The organism is Microbacterium sp. GbtcB4 (genome assembly GCF_019091465.1).
Classification (GTDB): Bacteria; Actinomycetota; Actinomycetes; order Actinomycetales; family Microbacteriaceae; genus Microbacterium; species Microbacterium paraoxydans.
On record NZ_JAGXJJ010000002.1, the window covers coordinates 68,301 to 93,544 of the forward strand.

Genomic DNA, 25,244 nt, shown 5'->3' on the forward strand with positions numbered 1-25,244 from the left:
CGTGTTCATCCCGATCGACTTCGCGTGGCTGGAGGCCACCCTGCTCGCCGCCGTGCGCATCACGGCGTTCATCATGATCGCGCCGCCGTTCTCGTACGGCGCGATCCCGGTGCGCGTGAAGGCGATGCTCTCGATCGGACTGTCGCTCGCGGTGGGCGCCGCCGTCGCGCCGGGGTACGAGAGCCTCGATACGGGCGCGTTCCTCGGTGCACTCGTGATCCAGCTCCTCACCGGCGCCCTGCTCGGGTTCCTCGTGCTGCTGTGCTTCTCCGCGGTGCAGGCCGCGGGCAGCCTGATCGACGTGTTCGGCGGATTCCAGCTCGCCCAGGCCTTCGATCCGGCGGCGATGGTCAATGGCGCGCAGTTCACCCGGCTCTTCCACCTCACTGCGCTGACGCTGCTCTTCGCCTCCGGCGGCTACCAGCTCATCCTCGCCGGGCTCGCCCGCAGCTTCGACGCGGTTCCGGTCGACGGCATCTTCCGTGTGGCGGGACCGACCGAGCTGCTCGTCGACGGGGTGTCCCAGATGGTGCTGGCCGCCGTGCAGATCGCGGGCCCGCTGGTCCTCGTGCTCTTCCTCGCCGACGTCGGGCTCGGGCTCATCACGCGCGTGGCGCCGGCGCTCAACGCCTTCGCGATGGGCTTCCCCGTCAAGATCCTCCTCACCCTCCTGCTCGCGGGCGCCGTGTACGTCGCGTTCCCCGGCATCGTCGACGCCCTCGCCACCCAGGCCTTCCGCATGATGCAGGGGGTGACGCCGTGAGCGGCTCGGACAGCGGCGAACGCAGCGAGAAGGCCACCGAGAAGCACCTCAGGGAGGCCAGGCAGAAGGGCCGGATCTCCCGCAGCCAGGACCTCACGGCGTGGCTCGGCATCGGCGCCGCCGCCGTCATGATGCCCGCCGCCATCGCCGCGGGAACCGCCGCCGGCACCGAGCAGCTCGTGACCCTCGCCGGGCTCATGCAGGCGCCCTCTCCGGAAGCCGCCCTCGCCGCCCTGGGGCGGGCCCTCGCCTCGGTGCTGCCCACGCTGGGCGCGCTGCTGGCCGCGGTCGCGATCGTGACGCTGTTCGGCGCGGTGGTGCAGGGCGGCGTGCACCTGCGGAAGCTGTCAGGGCGCTACGAGCAGTTCAACCTCGTCTCCGGAGTGCGGCGGGTGTTCGGCCTGCAGGCGCTGTGGGAGGGGGCGAAGGCGCTGCTGAAGACGGCCGCCATCGCCCTCGCCCTGTGGGTCGTCATCTCCGGGCTCATGCCCGTGCTCACGGCGAGCGGCGCCCATTCGGTCTCCCGGCTGCTCGGCACCGCGGCGGACGGCACCGCGGCACTGCTGCAGACCGCCATCGCCGTGGGTCTGGTGCTCGCCGCGATCGACCTGTTCGTCGTGATGCGCCGCAACCGCAAGCACACGCGCATGACCAAGCGCGAGGTGCGCGACGAGAACAAGAACTCCGAGGGCGACCCGCTCATCCGGCAGCAGCGCCGGTCGCGTCAGCTCGCGGTGAGCCGCAACCGCATGATCGCCGCGGTCGCCGGCTCCGACGTGGTGGTCGTCAACCCCACGCACATCGCCATCGCGCTCGAATACGACCCCGGCACGTCCGCCCCACGGGTCGTCGCGAAGGGCAGCGGCGTCATCGCCGAGCGGATCCGTGAGAAGGCGCTCGAGTCCGGCGTCCCCCTCGTCCGTGACATCACCCTCGCCCGCGCTCTGCACGCCGCGTGCGAGCTGGGTCAGGAGATCCCCGAAGACCTCTACAACGCCGTGGCACGGGTCCTCGTGTTCGTCGACGCGCTGCGGCGCCGAGGCGCCGCCCGCGGCATCCACTCGCTCCCCTACCGGAGGACCGTATGAAGAAGCTTTTCATCACGCTCGGAGTGCCGATCGGCGTCGTCGGCATCATCATGCTGCTCGTCGTCCCCGTGCCGCCGTTCCTGCTCGACGTGCTGATCATCCTCAACATCATGTTCGCGCTGGTCATCCTGCTGACGTCGATGTTCGTGAAGAAGCCGCTCGACTTCTCGGTGTTCCCGTCGCTGCTGCTCGTGGCGACGCTGTTCCGGCTGGGGCTGAACGTCGCCTCCACCCGCCTCGTCCTCGGTGAGGCGTACGCGGGACAGGTGATCGAGGCGTTCGGGGCGATCGCGATGGGCGGCTCGCTCATCATCGGCGCCGTGGTCTTCCTCATCCTCGTCGTCATCCAGTTCGTCGTGGTGACCAAGGGTGCCGAGCGCGTGGCCGAGGTGGGCGCCCGGTTCACGCTCGACGCGATGCCGGGCAAGCAGATGGCCATCGACGCCGATCTCAACGCCGGCCTCATCAGCGACACCGAGGCCAGGGAGCGCCGGGCGGAGGTGGCCGCCGAGTCCGACTTCTACGGCGCGATGGACGGCGCCTCGAAGTTCGTCAAGGGCGACGCGATCGCCGGACTCGTCATCATCATCATCAACCTCGTCGGCGGTATCGCGATCGGCCTCGTCCAGCACGGCATGTCGATCGACCAGGCCGTCAGCACGTACAGCCTGCTCACGATCGGCGACGGCCTCGTCACGCAGATCCCCGCCCTGCTCATGGCGGTCTCGACCGGCATGATCGTCACCCGCTCGACCGCCGAGGCCGAGATGGGATCGGCCGCGTCGACGCAGCTCGGCCAGTCGCGCAACGCCCTCATCATCGCGGGATGCGCGGCCATCGTCATGTCGCTCATCCCGCACATGCCGATGCTCCCCTTCCTGGTGATCGGCGCCCTGCTGCTCCTCATCGCGCAGCGCATCACCGCGACCCGCAAGCGCGAAGAGGCGGAGGCCGCACAGGCCCCCGCGCCGGTGCCCGCGGACCAGCCCGAGGAGCTCATCGAGCGTATGCGGGTGCACCCCCTCGAGATCCTCCTCGCCCCGGACATCGTGGACCTGGTGACCGGCGGCCCCGACGATCTCCTCGCGAGGGTCAAAGCACTGCGGCGCCGCATCGCGCTCGACCTCGGTCTGGTCACCCCGCCCGTGCGCACCAGGGACAGCATCGAACTCCCCCAGGCGACCTACGTCATCCGCATCGCCGGCGTCGAGACCGGGCGGGGCACCGCGCCGACCGGATCGGTGCTGGCTCTCGGACAGGGCCTGGACAGCTTGCCGGGGACCGCTGCCCTGGACCCGGTGTTCGGCCTCGAGGGCAAATGGATCCCGATGGAGATGCGGCACAGCGCGGAGTTCGCGGGAGCCACGGTGATCGACAGGGCGAGCGTCATCATCACGCACCTGTCGAGCGTGATCCAGACGCACGCCGCCCGGCTGCTCACCCGCGAGGACGTGCGGCAGCTCACCGACGCGCTCAAGCAGGTCTCGCCGTCGGCGGTCGAGGAGCTCACCCCCGCGCTGTTGTCGCTCGCGGAGGTGCAGCGCGTGCTGCAGGGGCTGCTCGCCGAACGTGTGCCGATCAACGACCTCAGCCGCATCTACGAAGCGCTCGCGCTGCGTGCCAAGGTCTCGACAGACCCGGAGGGACTGATCGAGGCCGCCCGTGCCGCGCTGGGGCCGGCCATCGCCTCCCGCTTCGCGGAGGACGGCACGCTCCGCGTCGTCATGATCGCGCCGCTGCTGGAACAGGCCATGCTGGAGAGCCTGCGTCCCGGCGACGAGGGCTCGCAGATCGTCTTCGACCCGCCGCGGATGGAAGCGGTGATCGCGTCGGTCAAGCAGACCGTGGCGACGCCGACGGACGGCGGTGAACCGGTGCTCGTGTGCGCGCCCTCGCTGCGTCCGGCTGTGCGGCGGCTCGTGTCGGCGCAGACCGACGGCCTCCCGGTCCTCTCCTACACCGAGGCGACGGCCGCATCGCTGACGATCGAGACGATCGGCGTGGTCCGCGACTCCGCCACCGCGTCGCTGGGGGCCGCCCCCTCCGCACCAGTAGGCTGAACGAATGCTGGTGTTGACGAGGCGGATCGGTGAGAGCGTGCGCATCGACGGCGAGATCGAGGTCACGCTGCTCGACATCAAGGGCGACAGCGTGCGCATCGGCGTCAAGGCCCCGCGCGAGACCCGCATCCAGCGCACCGAGATCATCGAGGCCGTCGTCGCCGAGAACGTGTCCGCCGCCGCCGACACCGACGCGAGCGCCGCGGATGCGATCTCCGCGGCACTCGCGCGGGGGCGCGAGAAGCAGACCCCCTAGACCTCGCGGGACGGCGTCGTCGCGGCGCGGCGCTCCGCCGCGTTCCGCACGGCGTGCAGGGTCGCCGCCAGCACGGAGCGGTCGCGGCCGGCCGCCCATCCCGAGCGCGCGCCGTCGCGGTACTCGATCAGCGTGAGCGCGTCGCTGTCCGGGCCCGTTCCGATGCTCGTCTGGTGCAGACTCAGGATCTCGACGGGCAGACCGATCTCCGCGAGCGCCGTACCCAGCGCCTCCACCGGACCGACGCCGTCGTGGCGGGTCCGCGTCTTGACGCCGTCGGCACGGAGCGTGATGGTCGTGCACCCTCCCGCGACGTCGGCATCCGCCCGCAGCCTCGACGGTCTCGTGTCCGCGCTCGCGAGGTAGGCGGCGTCGAAGATGTCCCACACCTCCGCGGCCGTGACCTCGCGTCCCGTCTGCTCGGTGCGCCGCTGGACGTGACGAGCGAGGTCGATCTGCAGGCGCCGCGGCAGCTCGATCCCATAGGCGTCTTCCAGCAGGTACGCGATGCCGCCCTTCCCGGACTGCGAGTTGACGCGGATCACGGCGTCGTAGCTGCGGCCGAGGTCCGCCGGGTCGATGGGCAGATACGGCACGCGCCATTCGATGTCACCCTCGGCGCGGCCCTCCTCCGCGGCACGGGCGCGATGCTCCGCGAACCCTTTCCGGATGGCGTCCTGATGGGTGCCCGAGAAGGCGGTGTGCACGAGGTCGCCGGCATACGGGTGCCGCGCATGGATGTCGATGCCGTTGCAGTGCGCGACGGTCCGGCGGATCTCGTCGATGTCGGAGAAGTCGATCATCGGATCGACGCCCTGCGCGTGGAGGTTGAGGGCGAGGGTCACGAGGTCGACGTTGCCGGTGCGCTCCCCGTTGCCGAAGAGGCACCCCTCGACCCGCTGCGCGCCGGCGAGGACGGCGAGCTCCGCGCAGGCGATACCGGTGCCGCGGTCGTTGTGCGGATGCACGGAGAGGATGACCCCGTCGCGACGCCCGAGGTTGCGGTGCATGTACTCGATCTGGTCCGCGTAGACGTTCGGGGTCGCGACCTCGACGGTCGCCGGCAGGTTCAGGATCACGGGACGCTCGGGGGTCGCGTCCCACAGGGTCGTCATCACCCCGCACACGTCGAGGACGAAGTCCGGCTCGGTGAGGGTGAACACCTCGGGAGAGAACTCGAAGCGGACGTTGTCGAGGTCTCCCGCCAAGCGGAGCACGTCCTGCCCGCCCGCGAGGATCAGCGCCCTCAGCCCCTCCCTGTCCTGGCCGAGGACGACATCGCGCCACGTCGGCGCCGTGGCGGTGTACATGTGGATGACGACGGGGTTCCGGATGCCGCGCACGGACTCGACGGTGCGCTCGATCAGGTCGCGCCGCGCGGGCGTGAACACCAGGATCGTCACGTCGGCAGGAGCGAGGTCGGTCTCGGCGAGGAGCCGGACGAAGTCGTAGTCCGTCCGGGAGGCCGAGGGGTATCCGACCTCGATCTCCTTGTAGCCCATCGCGACCATGAGCTCGAAGAAGCGCCGCTTGCGGGCCGGGTCCATCGGCTCGGCCAGCGCCTGGTTCCCGTCCCGGAGATCCACGGGGACCCAGAGGGGGGCCTGGGTCAGTCGCGCGCTCGGCCAGGTCCGCGTCTGCAGCGGCACGGCGACACGGGAGTACACGTCTCGATAGCGATGCGAGGGCATCTGCGAGGGCCGCTGCCTGTTCCAGTGCGGAGCGTCGTCGGGGAGGGCGCCGGACGGGGTGGCGAGGGTCGGGAAGGCGCGGAGAGGGGTCATGATCTGGTTCCTGTTCGGATCGCGGAGAGGGCGACCGGCGCGTCCTGCGCCCCCACGACGGGGAGCCGGTCTGACTAGACCCCGTCGTGGCGACGAAGGAGGAGGAACCCGGATGTGCGCATAGGGAGAACCTAGCACAACTCCTCAGACAAGCAGAGCAGTCGAGTCACCTGCGAGAATGGACCCATGACGACCGTGCGCCGCGAATCCCTCGCCGAACAGGCCGCCGAGCTGCTCCTCGCCCGGATCGGAGCCGGCGAATGGGAGGTCGGCGGGAAGCTGCCCGGCGAGACGACGCTCGCTCCGCAACTGGGGGTCGGAAGGTCGACGGCCAGGGAGGCGATCCGCATCCTGGCCGGGCGCGGTGTGCTCGCCACCCGCCAGGGCGCGGGCGTCTTCGTCACGGCCGTCGAGCCCGCCCCGACCTGGGATGCCGTCCTCGACCGCGCCGACATCATCGCGGTCCTCGAGGCCCGCACCGCGATCGAAGTCGAGGCCGCGGCGCTCGCTGCGGAGCGCCGGACCGCGGCCGACCTGGACGAGCTGAGGCGCACGCTCGCCGAACGCGACCGTCGACGCACGGACATCCGCGCGCACGTCGAGGCGGACATGGCCTTCCACCGGGCCGTCGTCGTCGCCTCCGGCAATCCCGTGCTGCGAGAGCTGTTCGACGGCTTCGCCCCACGCTCGCTGCAGGCCATGATCGACATGCTGCGCATCCGCGGCCATCACGGCGACGCCGCCGACCAGGACGCGCACGGGCGTATCGGCGATGCGATCGCCGCGCGCGACCCCCGGACAGCCGGCGCCCTGACCCGCGAGCACCTCGATACGGTGAAGAGGCTGTTCGGCTGACGCGGAACGCGAGCTCAGACGGCGGTCAGATCCGACTCCTGCGCCCGCTTCCACTGATCCCCGCCGGCGTCGCGCGCCCGTTCCGCCGCGGATGCCGCCGCCGCGACGAGTGTGCCGTAGTCGTATCCCGCGACGGCTGCCGTCGCCCAGCCGATGCTGGCGGAGGAGCGGATCCCGCTCGCCGGCGCCTCCAGATCGATGATCGACACGGATGCCAGGATCGCCCGCAGGTGGAACCGCACCGCCTCGTCGCTTCCGTGGATGATGACGATCGCGCGGTCGTCGGCGACCCGCTCCGCGTCGGCCGTCGCCGGCAGCGCTTCGCAGATGTCCGCGTGGAACCGATCGGCGATGCGGCGGAAGCCGGCACTGCTCGACGCCTCGCGGAGGTCGGTGGGATCATCCAGACGGATGTCGAGGATCGACCACGCCGGGTCTTTCTGCGCTGCCGCCTTGCGAAGCCGCTCCCTGGCGCGCTCCGCCGCGCCGTCCGTCCCGGGGGTCGCGCTCTCCACCCGCACGAGGAGCACGAGGGTGAAGGCCGCGCACGTGCTCACGACGATCGTCCCCACCGCGTTCATCCCGCGCAGCGCGCTGAGCTGTTCCTCCGTGCTCACTCCTCCCGATACGAGGGCGGAGCCGGCGCTGACGACGGCGACCACGACGAAGCCGCACGCGGCGAGCGCCAGAGGCAGCACGATGTCCCGCGACGCCGGCTGTCCTCGGAGCAGCTCCCAGGCGAGCAGGCCGGCGAAGACCGCCATCGCCAGGAAGACGACGTGGAAGACCGGGAGATACCAGCGGGTACCCGCGGTGAGGATCAGTGCCGCGGGCACGCCGACGAGCGCGAGGACGACCGGCAGCCAGGGCGCTGACCGTCCGAAGTGCATCCGCACCCCGATCCACACGAGCGGCACGAAGGAGACGACGATCGCGGAGGCGGCCGCACGGAGCACGGGGCTGCCGGTGTGGTGACCGGCCAACCAGAGGTAGGCGCCGAGCATCCCGATGCCGAAGGCGACGCCCCAGACGATGGTCGCCCTGCTCGGCCGCGCCAGGGTGGCGAGACCGACGACGATCGCGGTGAGCACGGTCACCACGGCCACCATGCTCGTGGTGACGTCGACGCTGACGGGCACGAGCGGCGTCATACAGGGTCCTCTCTCATTCGTCGGGGGAAACGGACGGTGACGGTGGTGCCGACGTCCACCTCGCTCGCCACGAGGATGGCGCCGCCGTGCGCGACCACGATGTCCCGCGCGATGCCCATGCCGAGACCGGTGCCGGCGATGCCGCCGCGCACGGCGCTGTCGGCGCGGAAGTAGGGCTCGAACAGCCGCGGCAGCTCCTCCTCGGCGATGCCGATCCCGGTGTCCGCCACGGTGACCTCGGCATGTCCGTCCGACTCCGTCAGCCGCACCGTGATGCGGCCACGGGCCGGCGTGTACTTGACGGCGTTGCCGAGCAGGTTGTCGAGCACCTGACGGAGCCGGAAGGCGTCGCCCGTGATCACCATCCGAGCGGCACCGTCGAGCACGAGCTCCTGCCGCGCGGCACCCATCAACGGTGCGAAGGACGCGGCGGACTCCTCCACGACGACGCGCAGGTCCACCGGCTCGAACGGATCGTGCGAGACCCGTCCTGTCTGGGCCTGCATGCTCGTGACGAGATCCTGCAACCGCTCCCCGGCGTCCGCGATGACCTCGATCTGCGCGGGCACCCGGCCGGGGAGGTCGTCGCGCTCGCGGAGGAGCTCGACGTGCCCGATGATCGCGGTGAGCGGGTTGCGCAGCTCGTGGGAGATCACGGCGGTCAGCGCCCGCCGCTCCTCGGCGGCCTCCAGGAGTGCGGTGACGTCGTCGATGACGACGAGGGTGATGCGCTCCCCCTCCCGCGCTCCGGCGATGGGCTGCGTGGTCACGGCCAGGGCGTGCCACTGCCCTGCCCCGTCGTAGAGCCACACCCGCTCCTCCCGCATCGACTCCCCCGCGGCCGCGCGCGCCAGCGTCGTACGCTCCGGGGTCAGAGCCGTCCCGCGCCGGGCGTCGTACTCGACGGACGCCGACGGGAGCGCCGTCCCGAAGCGGTCACGGCCGTAGAGGGTGCGGTACGCGTCGTTCATCTGCAGGATGCGGCCCGCGGAGGTGACCACCACCAGCGCGATGCGCAGCGCGTCGATGACCTGCGTGACGCGCTCCTGATTCGTCTCGGCCCGCTCCGCCGCCCGGTTCACCTGTTCCGAGCGGCGCTGCAGGAGCCGGCGCGCCGCGCCGGACCGCTGGGCGCCGATGCGGACTGTCACGCCCAGGAAGCTCAGGGTGATGACGACGGTGAGCACCCGCAGCAGCACGTCCTCCGGCGGGCCCGAGCGGTCCGCGAAGAACACCAGACAGCCACCGCTGAGCGCGATGCCGACGAACACCCAGGGCATCGAGAAGTAGGTCGCCAACCAGACCACCGGAAAGACCCAGAGGAAGCCGAGCCGGAGATCCGGCACGTTCGTCGTCAGTCCGACCCCGAGCACGTCGAGCAGCGGGAGGACCGTCACGGCCGAGCGCGGCAGTCGTCGCCACGGGACCATGAGCGCCACCAGGGTGGTGACGACGATGAGCCCGATTCCGCCGATGAACAGCGGGATCGCGAGGGTCTGCGGCTTGAAGCCCGCGACCATCACCACGATGGCCACGATGCTCGCGGTGAACACCAGCTGCCACCGCCAGATCGAGACCGTGCGGATCATCAAGGTCCGCCTCCCGGTCGATCCTCAGCATTCACGCAAGATTACTCAAAGATCGTCACTTCTCGCTCTTCAGGAGGCCTTCCCGTCCTACGATTCTGAGTGGGAGCCGACGCTGCGACTGGGGAATTCGCAGAAGCTGGGGCCGCGCGAGTGGGGATTCGCAGGCATCCGGGGCCGCGGTGGGGGAGCCGCGGCCTCGACCCCTTCTTTTCAGGCGGGTCGGTCGTCGGACGTGAGGCGGTACCCGACACCGCGCACTGTCTCGATATAGCGGGGGGCGGTGGGGCTGTCGCCGAGCTTCCGACGCAGATTGGCCATGTGCGTCTCTATCGCCCGCTTGTCGGGTTCGCTCACCCGGTCGAAGGCGTCGCCGGAGGCTCCGCGCAGTCCGAGCGCGAGGTCGGCTTTGCTGCAGACCCGGCGGCCGGCCTCGAGGAGCGCCGCGAGCAGGTCGAACTCGGTGGGGGTGAGCTCGACGGGGCGCTGGGCGACGAGCACGAGGCGCGTGTCGAGGTCGAGACTGAGGTCGCGGTGCACGAGCCCTCGCCACGTGGCCACGGTGGCATCCCCGGCGGCCACCATCGGGAGAGCGGGGATCGACGCGACGGAGGGTGCGGGGGCGGCGGACTGCGGCGACGGGGCGCTTGCGACCTCCGGCGTCCCCGTGGGTACCGCCGACGAGCGGTTGCGGCGGAGGAGCGCCTCGATCCGCGCCCGCAGCTCGCGTGGCCGGAAGGGCTTCACCAGGTACTCGTCGGCGCCGGAGGTGAGGCCGAGCACCACATCCGACTCGTCGGCCAGGGCGGACAACATGATGATGAACGTGTCGCTGACCTGACGGATGCGCCGCGCGACCTCGAAGCCGTCGATGCCCGGGAGGTTGATGTCCAGCGTGGTGATGATCGGATGGTGCGCCGCCACGGCTGCGAGACCCTCCGGGCCTGACCCCGCCTGCACGGTTCGGAAGCCCGCGGCGAGGAACACCTCATCCAGGAGCGAACGGACACCGGGGTCGTCTTCGATGATGACGGCGACCAGCGGCTCCCCCGCCGTCATGCGCGCTCCTCGCGGGCGATCGTGACGAAGCGCGGCGCGTCGGCATCCAGCTCCGAAGGATCGAGGTCGTCATCGTCCTCACCGGCTCCGACGGGTCGTTCGATCTCGATGTCCCACCAGGCGTCGGCGAGCTCCTCCGCCATGCCGCGACCCCACTCCACGACCACGACCGACCGCTCCAGGTCCAGGTCGAGGTCGTCGAGCTCGGCCGCGGAGCCGAGGCGGTACGCGTCCACGTGCACGAGGGGGGCGCGTCCGACGAGCGACGGATGGGTGCGGGCGATCACGAACGTCGGGCTCTGCACGGGTCCTCGGACCCCGAGGCCCTCGGCCAGGCCGCGCGTGAAAGTGGTCTTGCCGGCCCCCAGCGGACCGGTGAGGATGAGCAGGTCTCCCGGCTCGAGCTGCTCGCCGATGCGCAGCCCGAGCTGCTCCATCTCCTCGGACGTGGCGATCCGGCGTCGTCCGAGGAACGCCGGGTCCAGGCTCACGTCGTCCTCCGCGGCACCCGGTGACCGATGCGCGTGACGATCTCGTACCCGATGGTGCCGGCGGCCTCCGCCCAGTCCGCGGCCGATGGCACGCCGAGAGTCGGATCCCCGAAGAGCGTGACCTCGTCGCCGACGGCGACCGGGGCGTCTCCGACGTCCACGACGAACTGATCCATCGCGATCCGGCCCACGTTGGTGTAGCGGCGCCCGCCGATCGACACGGGCAGTCTCCCGGAGGCGCTGCGGGGCACTCCGTCCGCATATCCCAGCGGCACGAGCGCCAGGGTGGTCGCGCGGTCCGTGCGATGCACGTAGTCGTAGGAGACCCCGGTACCGGCGGGAACACGCCGGACGGCCGCCACGGCCCCGCGCAGGGTCATGGCCGGGCGCAGGCCCAGCTCCGCGGAGGAGCGGTCGTCGAAGGGCGAGAGGCCGTAGGTGCCGATGCCGATACGCACGGCGTCGAGTCGTGTCTCGGGCAGATCGATGGCGGCGGCGGTGGCGGCGATGTGGCGGATCTCCGGACGCACGCCGAGCGCAGCGGCCTGCGCCACGCCCTCCTCGAACCGGGCGAGCGCGGCGCGGTCGTCGGCCGGCGAGGCGTTGGAGAGGTGACTGAAGAGCCCCACGACCCTGACCCTTCCGATCCGCTCCAGGCGGGCGGCCTCGGCGAGCACCGTCGCCCAGTCGTCCGGAGCGATGCCGTTGCGCGACAGCCCCGTCTCGAGCTTCAGGTGCACCGCGACCGGGCGGTTCGCGGATGCGGCGGCAGCCACGGCCTGCAGCTGGTCGTACGACGAGATGCCGATCTCGACGCCCTCCGCTGCCGCCTCCAGGAACCGCTCCCCCGGCGCGTGCAGCCACGCCACCACCGGCGCGTGCACCCCTTGGCGCCTCAGCTCCAGCGCCTCCGGGATCTCGGCCACCCCGAGGCGGGTCGCACCGCCGGAGAGCGCGGCCACGGCGGTCGCGGCGGCTCCGTGCCCGTACGCGTTCGCCTTCACCACGGCCAGCACCTCCACGCCGGTGAGGCGACGGAAGTGCCGGACGTTGTCGGCGATCGCATCGAGATCGATCGTGGCCTCGCGGAACGGGACGGTCACAGCGGGGCTCCTTCGGCGACGACGAACGCGGCGGCGAGGCCGGCATCGTGGGTGAGGGTGAGGTGCAGCGTCAGGATCCCCCGTGCCTCGACCACCGCGGCCGTGGATCCGGACAGGACGAAATGCGGTCTCCCTGAAGGCTCGGAGGCGATCTCGATCTCGGTCCAGTGCACCCCGTCGGAGCCGCCGAGCGCCTTGATCAGCGCTTCCTTCGCGGCATATCGCGCGGCCAGAGAGGGCAGCCGGAGTTCACGTTCCGACGGGGCGAACAGCCGCTCCCGCAGTCGAGGCGTCCGGGTCATCGTGCGCTCGAACCTCGGGATGTCCACGAGGTCGATGCCGGTGCCGATGATCACGCGTTCAGCCTACTCGGGCTTCCCCACCCACCCCGCTACGAACGCCCCACCCCTCTGCGTGCGTACTCAGAGGGGTGGGGCGAACAGAAGGGGGTGGGTCGGCGGTCACTCCACCGTGACGGACTTCGCGAGGTTCCGCGGCTGGTCCACGTCGAGGCCCTTCGCGGTCGCCAGCGCCATCGCGAAGATCTGCAGCGGGACGACGGCCAGCAGCGGCTCGAACATGGGGCCGGCGAGCGGGATGTGGATGACCTCGTCCGCGAAGGGCAGCACGGCGGCGTCACCTTCCTCGGCCACCACGATCACGCGGGCACCGCGGGCGCGGATCTCCTGGATGTTGGAGACGACCTTGGAGTGCACGAGCGCGGAGTGCCGCGGCGACGGCACGAGCACGAACACCGGCTGCCCCGGCTCGATCAGCGCGATCGGACCGTGCTTGAGCTCGCCCGCGGCGAAGCCCTCGGCGTGGATGTAGGAGATCTCCTTGAGCTTCAGCGCGCCCTCGAGAGCGATCGGGTAGCCCACGTGACGGCCGAGGAACAGCACCGAACGGGTGTCGGCCATCCAGCCGGCGAGCTGGGTGACGTGCTCGTGCTCGCTCTCCAGCACCTTGGCGACCTTCTCCGGCAGCGCGGCGAGCTCCTCGACATCGGTCGAGGCGTCGGCCACCACACCGCGGACCCGTCCCATGTGCAGGCCGAGCAGCAGCAGGGCCGTGATCTGGGCGGAGAACGCCTTGGTCGAGGCGACGGCGACCTCGGGCCCGGCGTGCGTGTAGACGACGGCGTCCGACTCCCGCGGGATCGTCGCGCCCTGCGTGTTGCAGACCGACAGCGTGCGGGCGCCGCGCTCGCGGGCGTACTTCACGGCCATCAGGGTGTCCATGGTCTCGCCGGACTGGCTGATGGAGACCACGAGGGTGTCGGCGCCGATGACCGGGTCGCGGTAGCGGAACTCATGGGCGAGCTCGACGTCGACCGCCACCCGGGCCCACTGCTCGATCGCGTACTTGCCGACGAGCGCGGCATACGAGGCCGTGCCGCACGCGGTGATGATGACGCGGTTGATGCCGACGAACAGGTCGTCGAGACCGTCGAGCTCCGGGATCACGACCTGGCCGTCGCGGATGCGGCCGCGGATCGTGTTGGCGACGGCCTCCGGCTGCTCGGCGACCTCCTTGGCCATGAAGCTCGACCATCCGCCCTTCTCGGCGGCGGCGGCGTCCCACGACACGTCGAACGGCTCGGCGGTGACGGGGGTGCCGGCGAAGTCGGTCACGGTCACCGCGTCGGGGGTGATCGACACGATCTGATCCTGACCGATCGCGAGGGCCTTGCGGGTGTGCTCGACGAAGGCGGCGACGTCGGAACCGAGGAAGTTCTCGCCCTCACCCAGACCGATCACGAGCGGCGAGTTGCGGCGAGCGCCGACGACGAGTCCGGGGTGGTCCTGGTGCATCGCGAGGAGGGTGAAGGCGCCCTCGAGGCGGTTGACGACAGCACGGAACGCGAGGGCGAGGTCGCCCCCGTTGCCGGCGTACTCGCGGCCGAGGAGCGCCGCAGCCACCTCGGTGTCCGTCTCGCTGCGGAAGGAGACACCGTCGGCGAGGAGCTCGTCGCGCAGAGCCGCGAAGTTCTCGATGATGCCGTTGTGGATCACCGCGAGCTTGTCGTCGTCGGCGAGGTGGGGGTGCGCGTTGACGTCGGTCGGGCCGCCGTGCGTCGCCCACCGCGTGTGCCCGATGCCGGTCGTGCCGTCGGCGAGGGGCGCATCACCGAGCGAGTCGCGCAGCATGGCGAGCTTGCCCGCCTTCTTGCGCATGCCCAGCGTTCCCTCGCCATCGATCACGGCGATGCCCGCGGAGTCATAGCCGCGGTACTCGAGCCGGGCGAGGCCGGCGAGAAGGATGTCCTGGCTGGGCCGCGGGCCCACGTATCCGACGATTCCACACATGGGGATAAGGGTAAGCGGGATTTTTTGCGAGTCGTCCGAACAATAGAGGGCTGCAGGAGGGGCTCAGAGCTTGCGCAGGAGCACGCTCTCCACGTCGTGATCCGCGCCCTTCCGCAGGACCAGCCGCGCGCGGTGCCGGGTGGGCATCACGTTCTCGACGAGGTTCGGCATGTTGATCTCGTTCCAATATCCCAGTGCGGTCGTGATCGCCTCCTCGTCGGTGAGGTGCGCGAACACGTTGAAGTAGGACGACGGGTTGCTGAAGGCTCCCTGCCGCAAAGCGAGGAACCGGTCGACGTACCACTTCTCGATGTGCGTGGTGTCGGCGTCCACGAAGATCGAGAAGTCGAAGAGGTCGCTGACCGCGACGTCGTTCGGGGCCGGCGGGGGCTGCAGGACGTTGAGCCCTTCGACGATGACGACATCGGGGCGGCGCACCACGACGTGCGCGTCGGGGACGATGTCGTAGCGCATGTGGGAGTAGAACGGCGCCCGCACCTCAGGGGCTCCGCTCTTGACCTCCGTGAGGAACTCGATCAGCGCCCGGCGGTCGTACGACTCCGGGAAGCCCTTGCGATCCATGAGACCGCGACGCTCGAGCTCGGCATTCGGGTAGAGGAAGCCGTCCGTCGTCACCAGCTCCACCCGCGGCGTCCCCGGCCATCGGCTCATCAGCTCGCGGAGGAGCCGGGCGATGGTCGACTTGCCCACGGCCACGGAGCCGGCGACACCGACGACGAACGGCGTGGTCGTGTCGTCCTCCTGGAGGAACGACGAGGTGGCCGCGCCGAGCTGCTTCGTCGCGCTCGCGTATAGGCTCAGCAATCGGCTCAGCGGGAGGTAGACCTCGCGGACCTCGGTGAGGTCGAGGCGGTCGCCGATACCTCGTAGCTCCACGACCTCGGTCTCGGTCAGGGGCTGGTCGAGTCCGGCGGCGAGACGCGCCCATTCCGCGCGCCCGATCTCCCGGTACGGCGACAGCGGCAGCGTGGGGTCGGCGGTGGTCACGTCGTCCATCGTAACCGCGCGCGAGTATCCTCATCCCGTGCGCCTGGGAGTCCTCGACATCGGATCCAACACCGTCCACATGCTCGCCGCCGATGTGCGGCCGGGCGGACGACCACTCGCCACCACGAGCGACCGGACCGTGCTGCGCCTCATGCGCTACCTCACACCGGACGGGGCGATCGCGGAGCAGGGCGTGCAGGCCCTGGAAACGGCCGTCGCGCAGGCGCGCCGGGTGGCGGAGGAGGAACGCGTGGACGCGCTCCTCGCCACGGCCACGAGCGCCGTCCGCGATGCCCGCAACGGGGCCGAGGTGATCGCCCGCATCGAGGCCGTCCTCGGCCAGCCGCTCCAGGTGCTCGACGGGGAGACCGAGGCCGCGCTCACGTTTCTCGCCGTGCGGCGCTGGTTCGGGTGGTCTGCCGGCCAGCTGCTGCTCCTCGACATCGGCGGTGGCTCCCTGGAGATCGCCGCCGGTGCCGAGGAGGTGCCGGACGTCGCCGCGTCCGTCCCCCTCGGAGCCGGGCGCATGACCGTGCAGTTCCTTCCGCAGGACCCTCCGGGTGAGGACGACGTGGAGCGCCTCCGGGCGCACGCCCTGACGACGCTCGACGGGGTCACCTCGCGGTTCCGCAGCCTCCCCCGTCCGGACCACGTCGTGGGCTCCTCCAAGGCGATCCGCTCACTGGCCCGGCTCGTCGGCTACCCCGTCCCCGGCTGGTCGGGCATCGAGCGGATGCTGCTCCCCCGCGACGCCCTCGGGTCGTGGATCCCGCGTCTCGCGCGCCTCCCCGCCTCGGCACGGCAGGAGCTCCCGGGGATCACGCCCGACCGGACCTTCCAGATCGTGGCGGCGGCGGTGTCGCTGCATGCCGCCATGAGCGCGCTGGATGTGGAGGAGCTGGAGGTGTCGCCGTGGGCGCTGCGCGAAGGCGTGCTGCTGCGGTACATCGAACAGCTCGGCGGCTGACCGCCCCGGCCCGGAGACGACGAACCGGCCGGCCGCCGAGGCGACCGACCGGTTCGGAGACGACGGGCTCAGAGCGCGAGGCGCTCCTGCACGACCGCCGCGAGACGTTCGGCGTAGGTGCGGGCCGACTCGGAGTCGGCGGCTTCGACCATGACGCGCACGAGCGGCTCGGTCCCGGACTTGCGCAGCAGCACGCGCCCGGTGTCGCCCAGTTCGGCCTCCACGTCGCGGACGGCCTGCTGCACGACCTCGTCGTCGGCGACGCGATCCTTGTCGACGTCGCGGACGTTGATCAGCAGCTGCGGGTAGACCGTCATGACCGAGGCGAGCTCGGCGAGGGACTTGCCCTGCCGCGCCATCTCGGCCACGAGGTGGAGTCCGGTGAGCAGGCCGTCGCCCGTGGTCGCGTACTCGCTCATGATGACGTGGCCGGACTGCTCGCCGCCGAGCGCGTACCCGCCCTCGTTCATGTCCTCGAGCACGTAACGGTCGCCGACGGCGGTCTGGCGCACCGTGATGCCGTGCTCGCGCATCGCGACGTGCAGACCGAGGTTGCTCATGACCGTCGCGACGAGCGTGTCGTCGGTGAGGCGTCCGCGCTCCTTCATCGACAGGGCCAGGATCGCCATGATCTGATCGCCGTCCACGACGTTGCCCTGCGCGTCGACCGCGAGACAGCGATCAGCGTCGCCGTCGTGCGCGATGCCCACATCAGCGCCGAGCCGGACGACGGCTTCGGCGAGCTTGTCGAGGTGCGTGGAGCCGACGCCGTCGTTGATGTTCCACCCGTCGGGGTCGGCACCGATCACGGTGACCTCCGCGCCGGCGTCGCGGAACGTCTCGGGAGAGACTCCGGAGGCGGCACCATGGGCGCAGTCGAGCACGACGTGGACGCCCTCGAGCCGGTGCGGCAGCGAGCCGAGCAGGTGGACCACGTAGCGGTCCTCCGCGTCGGAGAAGCGGTCGATGCGACCGACGCCGGCGCCGGTCGGGCGCAGCATCTCGCCGTGCATGGCCTCTTCGATGCGCTGCTCTACCACGTCGGGGAGCTTGCGTCCGCCGCGGGCGAAGATCTTGATCCCGTTGTCGGGCGCCGCGTTGTGCGATGCCGAGATCATCACGCCGAAGTCCGCATCGCGATCCGCGACGAGGAATGCCAGAGCGGGCGTGGGGATGACCCCTGCCTCGAGGACATCGACGCCCGAGGAGGCAAGGCCCGCGGCGACGGCAGCGGTCAGGAAGTGCCCGGAGACCCGCGGGTCACGGGCGACGACGGCGGTGAGTCGCTTGCCTTCGGCCTTGCGAGCCTCCGCCGTACGGCCCTGGCCCAGGACGACAGCAGTCGCCTGGGCCAGGGTGAGCGCCAGGTCGGCGGTGAGGATGCCATTGGCGAGTCCTCGCACGCCGTCCGTGCCAAAGATCGGCATCGGAGCAGTGGACCTTAACGCTTCGAGTACTGAGGCGCCTTACGGGCCTTCTTGAGTCCGGCCTTCTTGCGCTCCTTGACGCGAGCGTCGCGCGAGAGGAAGCCGGCCTTCTTCAGGGTCGGACGGTTGTTCTCCGCGTCGATGCCGTTGAGGGCACGCGCGATGCCGAGACGCAGGGCGCCGGCCTGGCCGGAGTCGCCACCACCCGAGATGCGGGCGATCACGTCGTAGGCACCGGCGAGGTTCAGCGCGGTGAACGGGTCGTTGATGAGCTGCTGGTGCAGCTTGTTCGGGAAGTAGTCCTCGAGCGTACGGCCGTTGACCGTGATGGTGCCCGAGCCGGGAACCAGACGCACGCGGGCGATGGCCTGCTTGCGACGGCCGACAGCGGCGCCGGGGACGCTCAGCACGGGGCGGGGAGCCGCCTCGACCGCGTCGGTCTCCGGGGTCGACGTCGAGAAGTTCTGGAGGTTTTCGGTGGAGTCCTGGATGTCAGCCACGAGTATGTCCTTAGTCTGTACGGCGCTTACTGGGCGACCTGGTCGAGGGTGTACGGCTGGGGCTGCTGCGCGGCGTGCGGGTGCTCGGCACCGGCGTACACCTTCAGCTTCGACAGCTGCTGGCGGCCCAGGCTGTTCTTCGGGAGCATGCCACGGATGGCCTTCTCCACGGCGCGGACCGGGTTCTTCTCGAGGAGCTCGGCGTAGCTGACGGCCTTGAGGCCACCCGGGTAGCCGGAGTGGCGGTACGCCATCTTCTTCTGGAGCTTCTGACCGGTGAGCGCGACCTTGTCGGCGTTCACGATGATGACGAAGTCACCCGAGTCGATGTGGTTGGCGAAGGTCGGCTTGTGCTTGCCACGCAGGAGCGTCGCCGCGTGCGAAGCCAGACGGCCGAGAACGACGTCGGTGGCGTCGATGACGACCCAGTCGCGCTGGACTTCGCCAGCCTTGGGGGTGTAAGTGCGCGTCACGATAGTGCTGCTTTCTTGTCGAACGGAGGTGTTCGTGAATCCCACTCCGGGGTGGTTCTTCCCGACGGGGAGGAACACGCCAGTGGAGGGCTCACGTTCGGATGTGCATCTTCCCCGCAGGCAGGGAAGGGCACCAAAGAGTCAGCATACGCCACCGGAACGGCATTCCCAAACCGGCTCGGACCGGCGGCGTCAGTTCGGGCGGACGGTCACGAGGATCGGGCGGTGATCGCTGGAACGCTGCGGGAGCGTGGTGATGCGCTCGATCTCGAAGCCGGACGAGGTCGCGAAGTCGTAGTGCCCACGGAAGACCCGGTAGCGGGTGTACGTGTGGTCATCGCTGAGGGACAGGGCGTAGCCCTGGTCGCGGACCGCCTGCCCGAGGTTCTCCTTGAACACGGGGTAGTTGTAGTCCCCCACCATGAGCTGCGGCAGCCCCTCGCCCAGCGTCGCGAGCTCGGCGAGCGCGGCGCGGATCTGGTGCCGGCGGAGTGAGTTCAACGCCGTCAGGGGCGCGGCGTGGAAGGACGCCACGATGAACTCTCCGCCGTCGTCGATGTCACGCAGGCGGGCGCCGAGCACGCGCTCGTGCGCCGGCTTCGCGATGCGATCGTGCAGCGACTTCTTCAGGCCGAGGGTGCGGATGCCCTGCAGACGGTAGGTGCTCTCGCGATAGAAGAGCGCGAGCCCGAGGCGGTTGCCCTGCGTCGCATCCGCCAGCACGAGACCGCCGATCCGGTCCGGAAGCTCCGGGACGTCGCACTCCTGGAGGCAGAGGATGTCGGGATCATGCTCATCGACGAGCGCCGCGAGCTCGCCGGCGGCGCGGTGCTTGCGCAGGTTGTAGGAGATGACCTTCATGATCGTCCCCACGCTACCCGCCCCATCTGTGCCCCGGCTCCCGATCCCGGCGATCAGTCGCTCTCGCGGTCGCGTCGGGCCCTGGTCTGCGCGGCCCTGGCCGCCAGCAGCTCGTCGGCCGGATACCCGACCTCGGTGAGCGTGAGACCGCGGGCGGCGAGGACCTTGAACTCGCTCGTCCGCGTCAACGCATCGCGGAGCACGACGAGGTCGTCCACATCGAGTCGCCCCTCCCCCACCGCCGCGCAGGCGCCGACCAGCGCCCGCACCATGCTGTGGCAGAACGCGTCCGCCTTCACCTCGGCCACGAGCACGCCCTCCGCATCCCGCTGCCACCGGTAGTCGAGCAGCGTCCGGATGGTGGTGGCCTCCTCGCGCGGCTTGCAGTAGGCCGCGAAGTCGTGCAGGCCGATGAGGGTCCGGGAGGCGGCGTCCATGGCCTCCGCGTCCAACCGGCCCCGGATGGCGGTGGTGTCGAGCCGCCGCAGAGGGTCGTAGCCGGCCAGGTCGTCGGCGAGCCGGTAGCGATAGCGTCGCCAGACCGCGGAGAAGCGCGCGTCGAAGCCCTCGGGGGCGAGGGAGGAGCGCACGACCGTCACGTCGGGGTAGGCGCCGAGCACACCACGCATCCGCGCGGCGATGCTGCCCGCCGGGTCCTGCGCTGCACGGCCGTGACGCGCCTGGATCCGCGCCCACTGCGCCTCGTCGAGATCCACGTGCGCGACCTGTCCGCTCGCGTGCACGCCGGCGTCCGTCCGCCCGGCGACGACGAACCGCACGTCGGAGCCGACGATCCGGGCGAGCGCCGCCTCCAGCGTCCCCTGGACCGTGCGGAGTGTGGGCTGCGTGGCCCACCCGCGGAAATGGGTGCCGTCGTAGGCGATGTCGAGCCGGATGCGCACGAGGCCAGCCTAGGACAGCCGCGCGCGCACCCTGCGCCTCAGATGCCGCCGTCGACCGAGCGGATCATCGCGCCCGGCTCCTCCGGCACCATCACCTCGGTCTCCCGGTTCAGGCTCTCGCCCCGGAAGAACCGCTTCGACCGCGGGAACAGGTACCAGAGGAACATCAGGACGAGGCCGATCGCGAGCGACCCGATGCCGATCACGAACGTGCCGCCGATGCCGAAGAGCACGGTGTAGCCGTAGTCGACGTCCCACATGTCGATCGCCGACTGCACGAACGCGCCGGTCAGCAGCAGCGCTCCGAGCAGCGGGAAGATGCCCTTGAAGAACAGGTCGCGGGTCGAGCGGCGCAGGTCGGCGCGGAAGTACCAGACGCAGGCGAACCCGGTGATGGCGTAGTAGAACGCGATCGCGAGGCCCAGGGAGAGGATCGAGTCCTGCAGGATGTTGTCGCTGATCAGGGTCATGCCGACGTAGTAGAGGGAAGCCACCACGCCCATGACGATGGTCGAGAACGACGGCGTCTTGTAGACCGGGTGCACGTCCTTGAACTTCGCCGGGAGCGCCCGGTACACGCCCATCGCGAGCGTGCCGCGGGCGGTCGGGAGGATGGTCGTCTGGGTGGACGAGATCGCCGAGATGATGACCGCGACCACGAGCACCCAGCCGAACGGACCGAGCAGCCCATCCTTGATGGCCAGGAAGAAGTCGTCGGCGTTGGCCTCGTTGCCGAGGCCCGTGCCGTCCTCGCCGAGTCCGGCGTACATCATCGCGGCGATCGTCACCGCGACGTACGTCACCAGCAGGATGACGCAGGTGAGCACCGCGGCGCGGCCGGGGATGCGCTTCGGATCCTTCGTCTCCTCGTTGAGGGCGAGGCAGGTGTCCCATCCCCAGTAGATGAAGAGCGCGAGGAGGATCGCCTCCGTGAAGCCCGACCAGTCGGTGAAGCCGAACGGGTTCAGCCACTCCCACGAGAACGGGGTGGCGTCGGGGGCGTCGCCCGTGAAGAACTGCCAGAGGGCGGCCACGATGAAGATCGCCAGCGCGAGGTACTGGATCGCGAGGAGCACGTTCTGGATGCGCTCGCCGATCTCGACCCCGCGCCAGCTCACCCAGGTCATGGCCGCGATGAAGAGCACCGCCACGACGACGACGCGCCAGTCGTTGTTCTCGAGGTCCTGCCCGATCAGCGACCAGAAGTACACGGAGGCGATCTGGGCGAGGTTCGCGAGCACGACCATGCCGGCGACCGCGACGCCCCAGCCGCCCATCCAGCCCACCCACGGCCCGAAGGCCTTGGTGCCCCAGGTGAACGTGGTGCCGCAGTCGGGGACGGCGTTGTTGAGCTCGCGATAGGCGAAGGCGATCAGGAGCATCGGCACGAAGGCGATGATGAAGGCGATCGGCGCCTGCGCGCCGACGGCGAGCACGACGAAGCCGAGCGTCGCGACGAGCGAGTAGACGGGGGCCGTGGAGGCGAGCCCGATGACAGTGGAGCCCCACAGGCCGAGGGTGCCTGCGGCCAGGCCCTTGCCGTCGGGACGTTCGAGGTGGATGGGCGTCGTTGCCATGTCCTGAACAGTACGGCGCGCCGCGGTATCCCGTCAATCCTTTTGTTTCTGCAACGGAATCCATGCGTCGCGTTCAGATACGCGAAGGATTCCGTGGGTCAGTCGCGACCGAGCATCCCGTCGGCGTGCGCCGCGACCCACTCCATCAGAGGAAGCATCCGCTCCATGAGGTCACGCCCGAGCGGCGTGAGGCTGTACTCGACGTGCGGGGGCACGGTCGGCAGCGACTCCCGGTGCACCAGGCCGTCATCGGTGAGGGTCCGCAGGGTCGAGGCGAGCATCTTCTCGCTGATGCCGTCCACCTCCCGACGCAGCTCACCCCAGCGCCGCGTGCCGTCGGAGAGGCAGGAGAGCACGAGCACACCCCACTTGCTCATGATGTGGTCGAGGATGACGCGCGTGCCGCATCCCTGGTCGAAGAGAGCAGGCTGCGAATCGCGGATCTGCGCAAAACTCACCGTCATGTGGGTACCTTACCGAAAAGTGGGTACCTGCCGAAAGGAATGCGGAGCACGGCTGCGGGGGTTGTCCGGGGAGTCAGCAACGAAAGGACTCCCATGACCATCCTCGTCACCGGTTCGACCGGTCACCTCGGCCGCCTCATCGTCGCCGCCCTGCTCGCGCGCGGCGTCGACCCGCAGGCGATCCGCGCCGGTGCGCGCGACATCGCCAAGGGTGCCGACCTCGGCGTGCCCGTCGTCCGTCTCGACTACACCGACCAGGAATCGGTCGCCGCGGCGCTCGACGGCGTGGACACGGTCGTGCTCGTGTCGGGCTCGGAGGTGGGCCAGCGCGTCGCGCAGCATCGGGCGGTCATCGACGCCGCAAAGGATGCCGGGGTGTCGAAGTTCGTCTACACGAGCGCCCCGAAGGCCACCACGAGCTCCCTCGTTCTGGCCCCCGAACACAAGGCCACCGAGGAGCTCATCGCGGCCGCAGGCCTTCCCGCGGTGATCCTCCGCAACAACTGGTACACCGAGAACTATGCCGCCGACCTCGCTCGTGCAGCGGAGACCGGCACCCTCAGCGCCGGCACCGGAGAGGGCCGCGTCGCCTCCGCCAGCCGGAAGGACTACGCCGAGGCCGCCGCCGTCGTCGCCACCGAGGACGGACACCTCGGTGCGGTCTACGAGCTCGGCGGGGACGTCGCATGGACCTACGCCGACCTCGCCGCCGCGATGACCGAGGTGACGGGCCGCGAGGTCGTGTTCGTCCCGCTGTCGGCGGACGAGCAGCTCGCGGCGCTCCGAGCGGCCGGTCTCGATGAGGGCACCGCCGGGTTCGTCGTCGCCCTCGACGCCGGCATCCGCGATGGCGCCCTCGCGGACACCGACGGCACCCTCCGCCGCCTCATCGGCCGCCCGACGACGCCGCTCGTCGAGGGCCTCCGCGCGCTGGTGTGACGCGAGGAGCGCCGCCGGCCCCCGTCACGGGCGGCGGCGCTCCCCCGGCGCCGGCTCCACGGCGCTCTGCACGTAGGCGACGGTCAGCGTGATGCTGCCACGGCGCAGGCCCTCCGCACGCAGCACCGCGTCCACGGCGTCACGAGCGTGCCGCAGTGTCGCGACACTGCGAACCCGCCCGTCGACGCCGATCGCCGCCTCCACCGCCACGCCCTCCGCTCCGGCGGCGACGGACACGATCGGTTCGGCTCCGCGCTCGTTCCCCCACGCCGACGCGCCCGCACGCAGGAGGTTGGAGACGAGGGAGCCCGATCGGTACACGCCGCGCACCCCGGAGCAGGCGCGCAGCGCCGCCTCGATCCGGAGCGCGAGACCCGCGCGCTCCTCCTTCGACAGCTCGGTGCCGGTCATCATGCTCCCTCCCTGACGTCGGTGATCGCGACATCGATCGCCGCGACCCGCAGGTCGGTATGACGACGCAGCCGGTCCTCCACCTCCGCGCGCAGGCGGTCGGCGACGCGGCGGAGCGGGTCGCCGAGGCGCACGCTCACATCGATCGCCACGCGCACGGGCACTCCGGGCTCGGTGACGTCGCCGTCCAGCCGGCACCGGCCGACCAGCACGCCGGGCACGGCCTCCTCCGCGGCACGGACCAGTCCGCGCACGGCGCCTTCCGTGATGGCCAAGTCCACGTCCGGATCGTCGGAGGCGAAGGGGATGCGGCGTCCCGCCTGAGCGTCCATGGCGATGCCGCTGAGGATCCGGTCCACCCACCTCTCGTCCACGGGCGGTGCGGACGCGGCCTCCTCGTCCATCAGCGCGGTGCCGAGACCCCGCAGTCTCTCCAGGGCGTCGAGGGCGAGCTGGCACCCCGGAGACTCCTCGATCGCAGGGATCGTCGGAGTTCGTCCCGCGTCCAGGTAGTCACCGAGCTCCTCGATCGTGTGCCCGTCGAGGTCGGCGGGCTCCAGGCCGAGGCGGCGCAGCTGGTCGTCCTCGTGGTGATCGGTCATCGCCACGCCTCCATCCGTGTGATCAGGAACCGTCGCGCGCGGGACAGCAGTCCGCGCACCGTGCTGACGGGGATGCCGAGCTCCTCGGCGATCTCGTCGTAGCTGTAGCCGGCCAGCTCCCGCAGCACCCAGCATTCGCGCTGGGCCTCCGGGAGTTCGCGCAGGGCCGCGCCGAGGGCCTCGACGCCCGCTCTCGCCTCGACGACCGCATGGGGCGATGCCTGCGGCGGCGCCGGTCGGTCGATCTCGTCCACGTCGAGCGCGGGACGCGTCCGGCGCAGCCGATCCACCGCCTTGCGGCTCACGATCCGCATGAGCCAGCTCTTGACCTTCGCGGGGTCCTCCAGCTCACCGAACCGCTGCCATGCCGTCACGAATGCGTCCTGCACGATGTCGTCGACCTCCGCCGACGCGTTGAGCATCCGCTGCGTGTAGGCCCTCATCATCGGCGTGTACCTGCGCACGAGCACCGCGAACGCGGCGACGTCGCCGTCCATCGCGCGGCCGGCGACGATACGGTCCCCGGCCTGCTCCAGCGCCTCACCCCAGTGATCGGCTGCCATTCCCCCACCCCTCGTTCACGGTTCCCCGGACGTTCGGAGCCCGCG

26 protein-coding genes are annotated in these 25,244 nt (G+C 70.6%); 7 read left to right on the forward strand and 19 right to left on the reverse strand.

What is annotated here, in order from left to right:
- Window position 1: 1 nt before the first annotated feature.
- Genes KVS71_RS04150 through csrA form a run of 4 tightly spaced genes read left to right on the forward strand, consistent with a single transcriptional unit; the run spans window position 2 to window position 4,167 of the window.
- Window positions 2-763, forward strand: coding sequence for a flagellar biosynthetic protein FliR (locus tag KVS71_RS04150; RefSeq protein WP_060922129.1), 762 nt, complete (start codon window positions 2-4; stop codon window positions 761-763).
- Window positions 760-1,851 (forward strand): flagellar biosynthesis protein FlhB, encoded by a 1,092-nt coding sequence (locus KVS71_RS04155; RefSeq protein WP_060922130.1) that lies wholly within the window; start codon window positions 760-762, stop codon window positions 1,849-1,851. The genes KVS71_RS04150 and KVS71_RS04155 overlap by 4 nt, the downstream gene beginning before the upstream one ends.
- Window positions 1,848-3,911: a flagellar biosynthesis protein FlhA gene (locus tag KVS71_RS04160; RefSeq protein WP_217583976.1), complete on the forward strand. Its 2,064-nt coding sequence runs from the start codon at window positions 1,848-1,850 to the stop codon at window positions 3,909-3,911. Before KVS71_RS04155 ends, KVS71_RS04160 begins: the two co-directional genes overlap by 4 nt.
- Before the next feature lie 4 nt (window positions 3,912-3,915).
- Window positions 3,916-4,167, forward strand: a complete 252-nt coding sequence (csrA, locus tag KVS71_RS20220; RefSeq protein WP_060922132.1) for a carbon storage regulator CsrA — start codon at window positions 3,916-3,918, stop codon at window positions 4,165-4,167.
- Here csrA and KVS71_RS04170 read toward each other — a convergent pair.
- Complete coding sequence (locus tag KVS71_RS04170; protein ID WP_217583978.1) at window positions 4,164-5,951, reverse strand: 2-isopropylmalate synthase; 1,788 nt, start codon at window positions 5,949-5,951, stop codon at window positions 4,164-4,166. The two genes, csrA and KVS71_RS04170, sit on opposite strands and share 4 nt — an antisense overlap.
- A 186-nt stretch (window positions 5,952-6,137) precedes the next feature.
- On the opposite strand from KVS71_RS04170, the gene KVS71_RS04175 reads away from it, so the two are divergent.
- The gene (locus KVS71_RS04175; RefSeq protein WP_025104372.1) at window positions 6,138-6,806 is read left to right on the forward strand and encodes a FadR/GntR family transcriptional regulator; all 669 of its coding nucleotides are present in this window, start codon (window positions 6,138-6,140) and stop codon (window positions 6,804-6,806) included.
- 14 nt (window positions 6,807-6,820) lie between these two features.
- Here KVS71_RS04175 and KVS71_RS04180 read toward each other — a convergent pair whose 3' ends face one another.
- From KVS71_RS04180 to coaA, 8 genes are all read right to left on the reverse strand, one after another.
- Window positions 6,821-7,957 carry a hypothetical protein gene (locus tag KVS71_RS04180; protein WP_060922135.1) on the reverse strand — a complete coding sequence of 379 codons (1,137 nt, stop codon included), beginning with the start codon at window positions 7,955-7,957 and terminating at the stop codon, window positions 6,821-6,823.
- On the reverse strand, window positions 7,954-9,546 hold the full coding sequence (locus KVS71_RS04185; RefSeq protein WP_105949341.1) for a cell wall metabolism sensor histidine kinase WalK: 1,593 nt from the start codon (window positions 9,544-9,546) through the stop codon (window positions 7,954-7,956). Before KVS71_RS04185 ends, KVS71_RS04180 begins: the two co-directional genes overlap by 4 nt.
- A 210-nt stretch (window positions 9,547-9,756) precedes the next feature.
- A complete protein-coding gene (locus tag KVS71_RS04190; RefSeq protein ID WP_217583980.1) occupies window positions 9,757-10,602 on the reverse strand; it encodes a response regulator transcription factor in 846 nt (281 codons plus the stop codon).
- Complete coding sequence (gene tsaE, locus KVS71_RS04195; protein WP_060922148.1) at window positions 10,599-11,039, reverse strand: tRNA (adenosine(37)-N6)-threonylcarbamoyltransferase complex ATPase subunit type 1 TsaE; 441 nt, start codon at window positions 11,037-11,039, stop codon at window positions 10,599-10,601. Before tsaE ends, KVS71_RS04190 begins: the two co-directional genes overlap by 4 nt.
- A 50-nt stretch (window positions 11,040-11,089) precedes the next feature.
- A complete protein-coding gene (gene alr, locus KVS71_RS04200; RefSeq protein ID WP_105949339.1) occupies window positions 11,090-12,196 on the reverse strand; it encodes an alanine racemase in 1,107 nt (368 codons plus the stop codon).
- On the reverse strand, window positions 12,193-12,552 hold the full coding sequence (locus KVS71_RS04205; protein ID WP_060922139.1) for a holo-ACP synthase: 360 nt from the start codon (window positions 12,550-12,552) through the stop codon (window positions 12,193-12,195). Before KVS71_RS04205 ends, alr begins: the two co-directional genes overlap by 4 nt.
- A gap of 105 nt (window positions 12,553-12,657) precedes the next feature.
- Window positions 12,658-14,505 (reverse strand): glutamine--fructose-6-phosphate transaminase (isomerizing), encoded by a 1,848-nt coding sequence (gene glmS / locus KVS71_RS04210; protein ID WP_105949338.1) that lies wholly within the window; start codon window positions 14,503-14,505, stop codon window positions 12,658-12,660.
- 63 nt (window positions 14,506-14,568) lie between these two features.
- Window positions 14,569-15,522, reverse strand: coding sequence for a type I pantothenate kinase (gene coaA, locus KVS71_RS04215; RefSeq protein ID WP_060922141.1), 954 nt, complete (start codon window positions 15,520-15,522; stop codon window positions 14,569-14,571).
- A 28-nt stretch (window positions 15,523-15,550) separates the two neighbouring features.
- Between coaA and KVS71_RS04220 the strand changes: the two genes are divergently transcribed.
- Window positions 15,551-16,480 (forward strand): Ppx/GppA family phosphatase, encoded by a 930-nt coding sequence (locus KVS71_RS04220; protein ID WP_217583982.1) that lies wholly within the window; start codon window positions 15,551-15,553, stop codon window positions 16,478-16,480.
- A gap of 68 nt (window positions 16,481-16,548) precedes the next feature.
- On the opposite strand, the gene glmM is transcribed toward KVS71_RS04220, so the two are convergent.
- The 7 genes from glmM to KVS71_RS04255 all read right to left on the reverse strand — a co-directional run bounded on the left by glmM (window position 16,549) and on the right by KVS71_RS04255 (window position 22,684).
- The gene (gene glmM, locus KVS71_RS04225) at window positions 16,549-17,907 is read right to left on the reverse strand and encodes a phosphoglucosamine mutase (protein ID WP_060922142.1); all 1,359 of its coding nucleotides are present in this window, start codon (window positions 17,905-17,907) and stop codon (window positions 16,549-16,551) included.
- A gap of 14 nt (window positions 17,908-17,921) precedes the next feature.
- Complete coding sequence (rpsI, locus tag KVS71_RS04230; protein ID WP_025104384.1) at window positions 17,922-18,407, reverse strand: 30S ribosomal protein S9; 486 nt, start codon at window positions 18,405-18,407, stop codon at window positions 17,922-17,924.
- Window positions 18,408-18,433: 26 nt separating this feature from the next.
- Window positions 18,434-18,880 (reverse strand): 50S ribosomal protein L13, encoded by a 447-nt coding sequence (gene rplM / locus KVS71_RS04235; RefSeq protein ID WP_025104385.1) that lies wholly within the window; start codon window positions 18,878-18,880, stop codon window positions 18,434-18,436.
- Window positions 18,881-19,072: 192 nt separating this feature from the next.
- Entirely contained in the window at window positions 19,073-19,741 is a 669-nt protein-coding gene (locus KVS71_RS04240; protein WP_060922143.1) for an endonuclease/exonuclease/phosphatase family protein, read from the reverse strand.
- A gap of 53 nt (window positions 19,742-19,794) precedes the next feature.
- The gene (truA, locus tag KVS71_RS04245) at window positions 19,795-20,643 is read right to left on the reverse strand and encodes a tRNA pseudouridine(38-40) synthase TruA (protein ID WP_217583984.1); all 849 of its coding nucleotides are present in this window, start codon (window positions 20,641-20,643) and stop codon (window positions 19,795-19,797) included.
- Window positions 20,644-20,681: 38 nt separating this feature from the next.
- Window positions 20,682-22,220, reverse strand: a complete 1,539-nt coding sequence (locus KVS71_RS04250) for an APC family permease (protein ID WP_060922145.1) — start codon at window positions 22,218-22,220, stop codon at window positions 20,682-20,684.
- Window positions 22,221-22,318: 98 nt separating this feature from the next.
- On the reverse strand, window positions 22,319-22,684 hold the full coding sequence (locus tag KVS71_RS04255; RefSeq protein ID WP_025104389.1) for a helix-turn-helix domain-containing protein: 366 nt from the start codon (window positions 22,682-22,684) through the stop codon (window positions 22,319-22,321).
- A gap of 93 nt (window positions 22,685-22,777) precedes the next feature.
- On the opposite strand from KVS71_RS04255, the gene KVS71_RS04260 reads away from it, so the two are divergent.
- Entirely contained in the window at window positions 22,778-23,623 is an 846-nt protein-coding gene (locus KVS71_RS04260; protein ID WP_217583986.1) for an SDR family oxidoreductase, read from the forward strand.
- A 24-nt stretch (window positions 23,624-23,647) separates the two neighbouring features.
- On the opposite strand, the gene KVS71_RS04265 is transcribed toward KVS71_RS04260, so the two are convergent.
- Genes KVS71_RS04265 through KVS71_RS04275 form a run of 3 tightly spaced genes read right to left on the reverse strand, consistent with a single transcriptional unit; the run spans window position 23,648 to window position 25,199 of the window.
- On the reverse strand, window positions 23,648-24,037 hold the full coding sequence (locus tag KVS71_RS04265) for a hypothetical protein (protein ID WP_231919581.1): 390 nt from the start codon (window positions 24,035-24,037) through the stop codon (window positions 23,648-23,650).
- A complete protein-coding gene (locus tag KVS71_RS04270) occupies window positions 24,034-24,636 on the reverse strand; it encodes an Asp23/Gls24 family envelope stress response protein (RefSeq protein WP_217583987.1) in 603 nt (200 codons plus the stop codon). The genes KVS71_RS04265 and KVS71_RS04270 overlap by 4 nt, the downstream gene beginning before the upstream one ends.
- Window positions 24,633-25,199, reverse strand: a complete 567-nt coding sequence (locus KVS71_RS04275; protein ID WP_085603738.1) for an RNA polymerase sigma factor — start codon at window positions 25,197-25,199, stop codon at window positions 24,633-24,635. Before KVS71_RS04275 ends, KVS71_RS04270 begins: the two co-directional genes overlap by 4 nt.
- Window positions 25,200-25,244 lie beyond the last annotated feature (45 nt).

Bases quoted from the DNA above. Each gene is read 5' to 3' on its own strand.
- KVS71_RS04160 (WP_217583976.1), top strand. From the start codon at position 1,848: ATGAAGAAGCTTTTCATCACGCTCGGAGTGCCGATCGGCGTCGTCGGC.
- csrA (WP_060922132.1), top strand. From the start codon at position 3,916: ATGCTGGTGTTGACGAGGCGGATCGGTGAGAGCGTGCGCATCGACGGC.
- KVS71_RS04170 (WP_217583978.1), bottom strand. From the start codon at position 5,951: ATGACCCCTCTCCGCGCCTTCCCGACCCTCGCCACCCCGTCCGGCGCC.
- KVS71_RS04175 (WP_025104372.1), top strand. From the start codon at position 6,138: ATGACGACCGTGCGCCGCGAATCCCTCGCCGAACAGGCCGCCGAGCTG.
- KVS71_RS04180 (WP_060922135.1), bottom strand. From the start codon at position 7,957: ATGACGCCGCTCGTGCCCGTCAGCGTCGACGTCACCACGAGCATGGTG.
- KVS71_RS04185 (WP_105949341.1), bottom strand. From the start codon at position 9,546: ATGATCCGCACGGTCTCGATCTGGCGGTGGCAGCTGGTGTTCACCGCG.
- KVS71_RS04190 (WP_217583980.1), bottom strand. From the start codon at position 10,602: ATGACGGCGGGGGAGCCGCTGGTCGCCGTCATCATCGAAGACGACCCC.
- tsaE (WP_060922148.1), bottom strand. From the start codon at position 11,039: ATGGAGCAGCTCGGGCTGCGCATCGGCGAGCAGCTCGAGCCGGGAGAC.
- glmS (WP_105949338.1), bottom strand. From the start codon at position 14,505: ATGTGTGGAATCGTCGGATACGTGGGCCCGCGGCCCAGCCAGGACATC.
- coaA (WP_060922141.1), bottom strand. From the start codon at position 15,522: ATGGACGACGTGACCACCGCCGACCCCACGCTGCCGCTGTCGCCGTAC.
- glmM (WP_060922142.1), bottom strand. From the start codon at position 17,907: ATGCCGATCTTTGGCACGGACGGCGTGCGAGGACTCGCCAATGGCATC.
- KVS71_RS04240 (WP_060922143.1), bottom strand. From the start codon at position 19,741: ATGAAGGTCATCTCCTACAACCTGCGCAAGCACCGCGCCGCCGGCGAG.
- KVS71_RS04250 (WP_060922145.1), bottom strand. From the start codon at position 22,220: ATGGCAACGACGCCCATCCACCTCGAACGTCCCGACGGCAAGGGCCTG.
- KVS71_RS04255 (WP_025104389.1), bottom strand. From the start codon at position 22,684: ATGACGGTGAGTTTTGCGCAGATCCGCGATTCGCAGCCTGCTCTCTTC.
- KVS71_RS04260 (WP_217583986.1), top strand. From the start codon at position 22,778: ATGACCATCCTCGTCACCGGTTCGACCGGTCACCTCGGCCGCCTCATC.
- KVS71_RS04265 (WP_231919581.1), bottom strand. From the start codon at position 24,037: ATGATGACCGGCACCGAGCTGTCGAAGGAGGAGCGCGCGGGTCTCGCG.
- KVS71_RS04270 (WP_217583987.1), bottom strand. From the start codon at position 24,636: ATGACCGATCACCACGAGGACGACCAGCTGCGCCGCCTCGGCCTGGAG.
- KVS71_RS04275 (WP_085603738.1), bottom strand. From the start codon at position 25,199: ATGGCAGCCGATCACTGGGGTGAGGCGCTGGAGCAGGCCGGGGACCGT.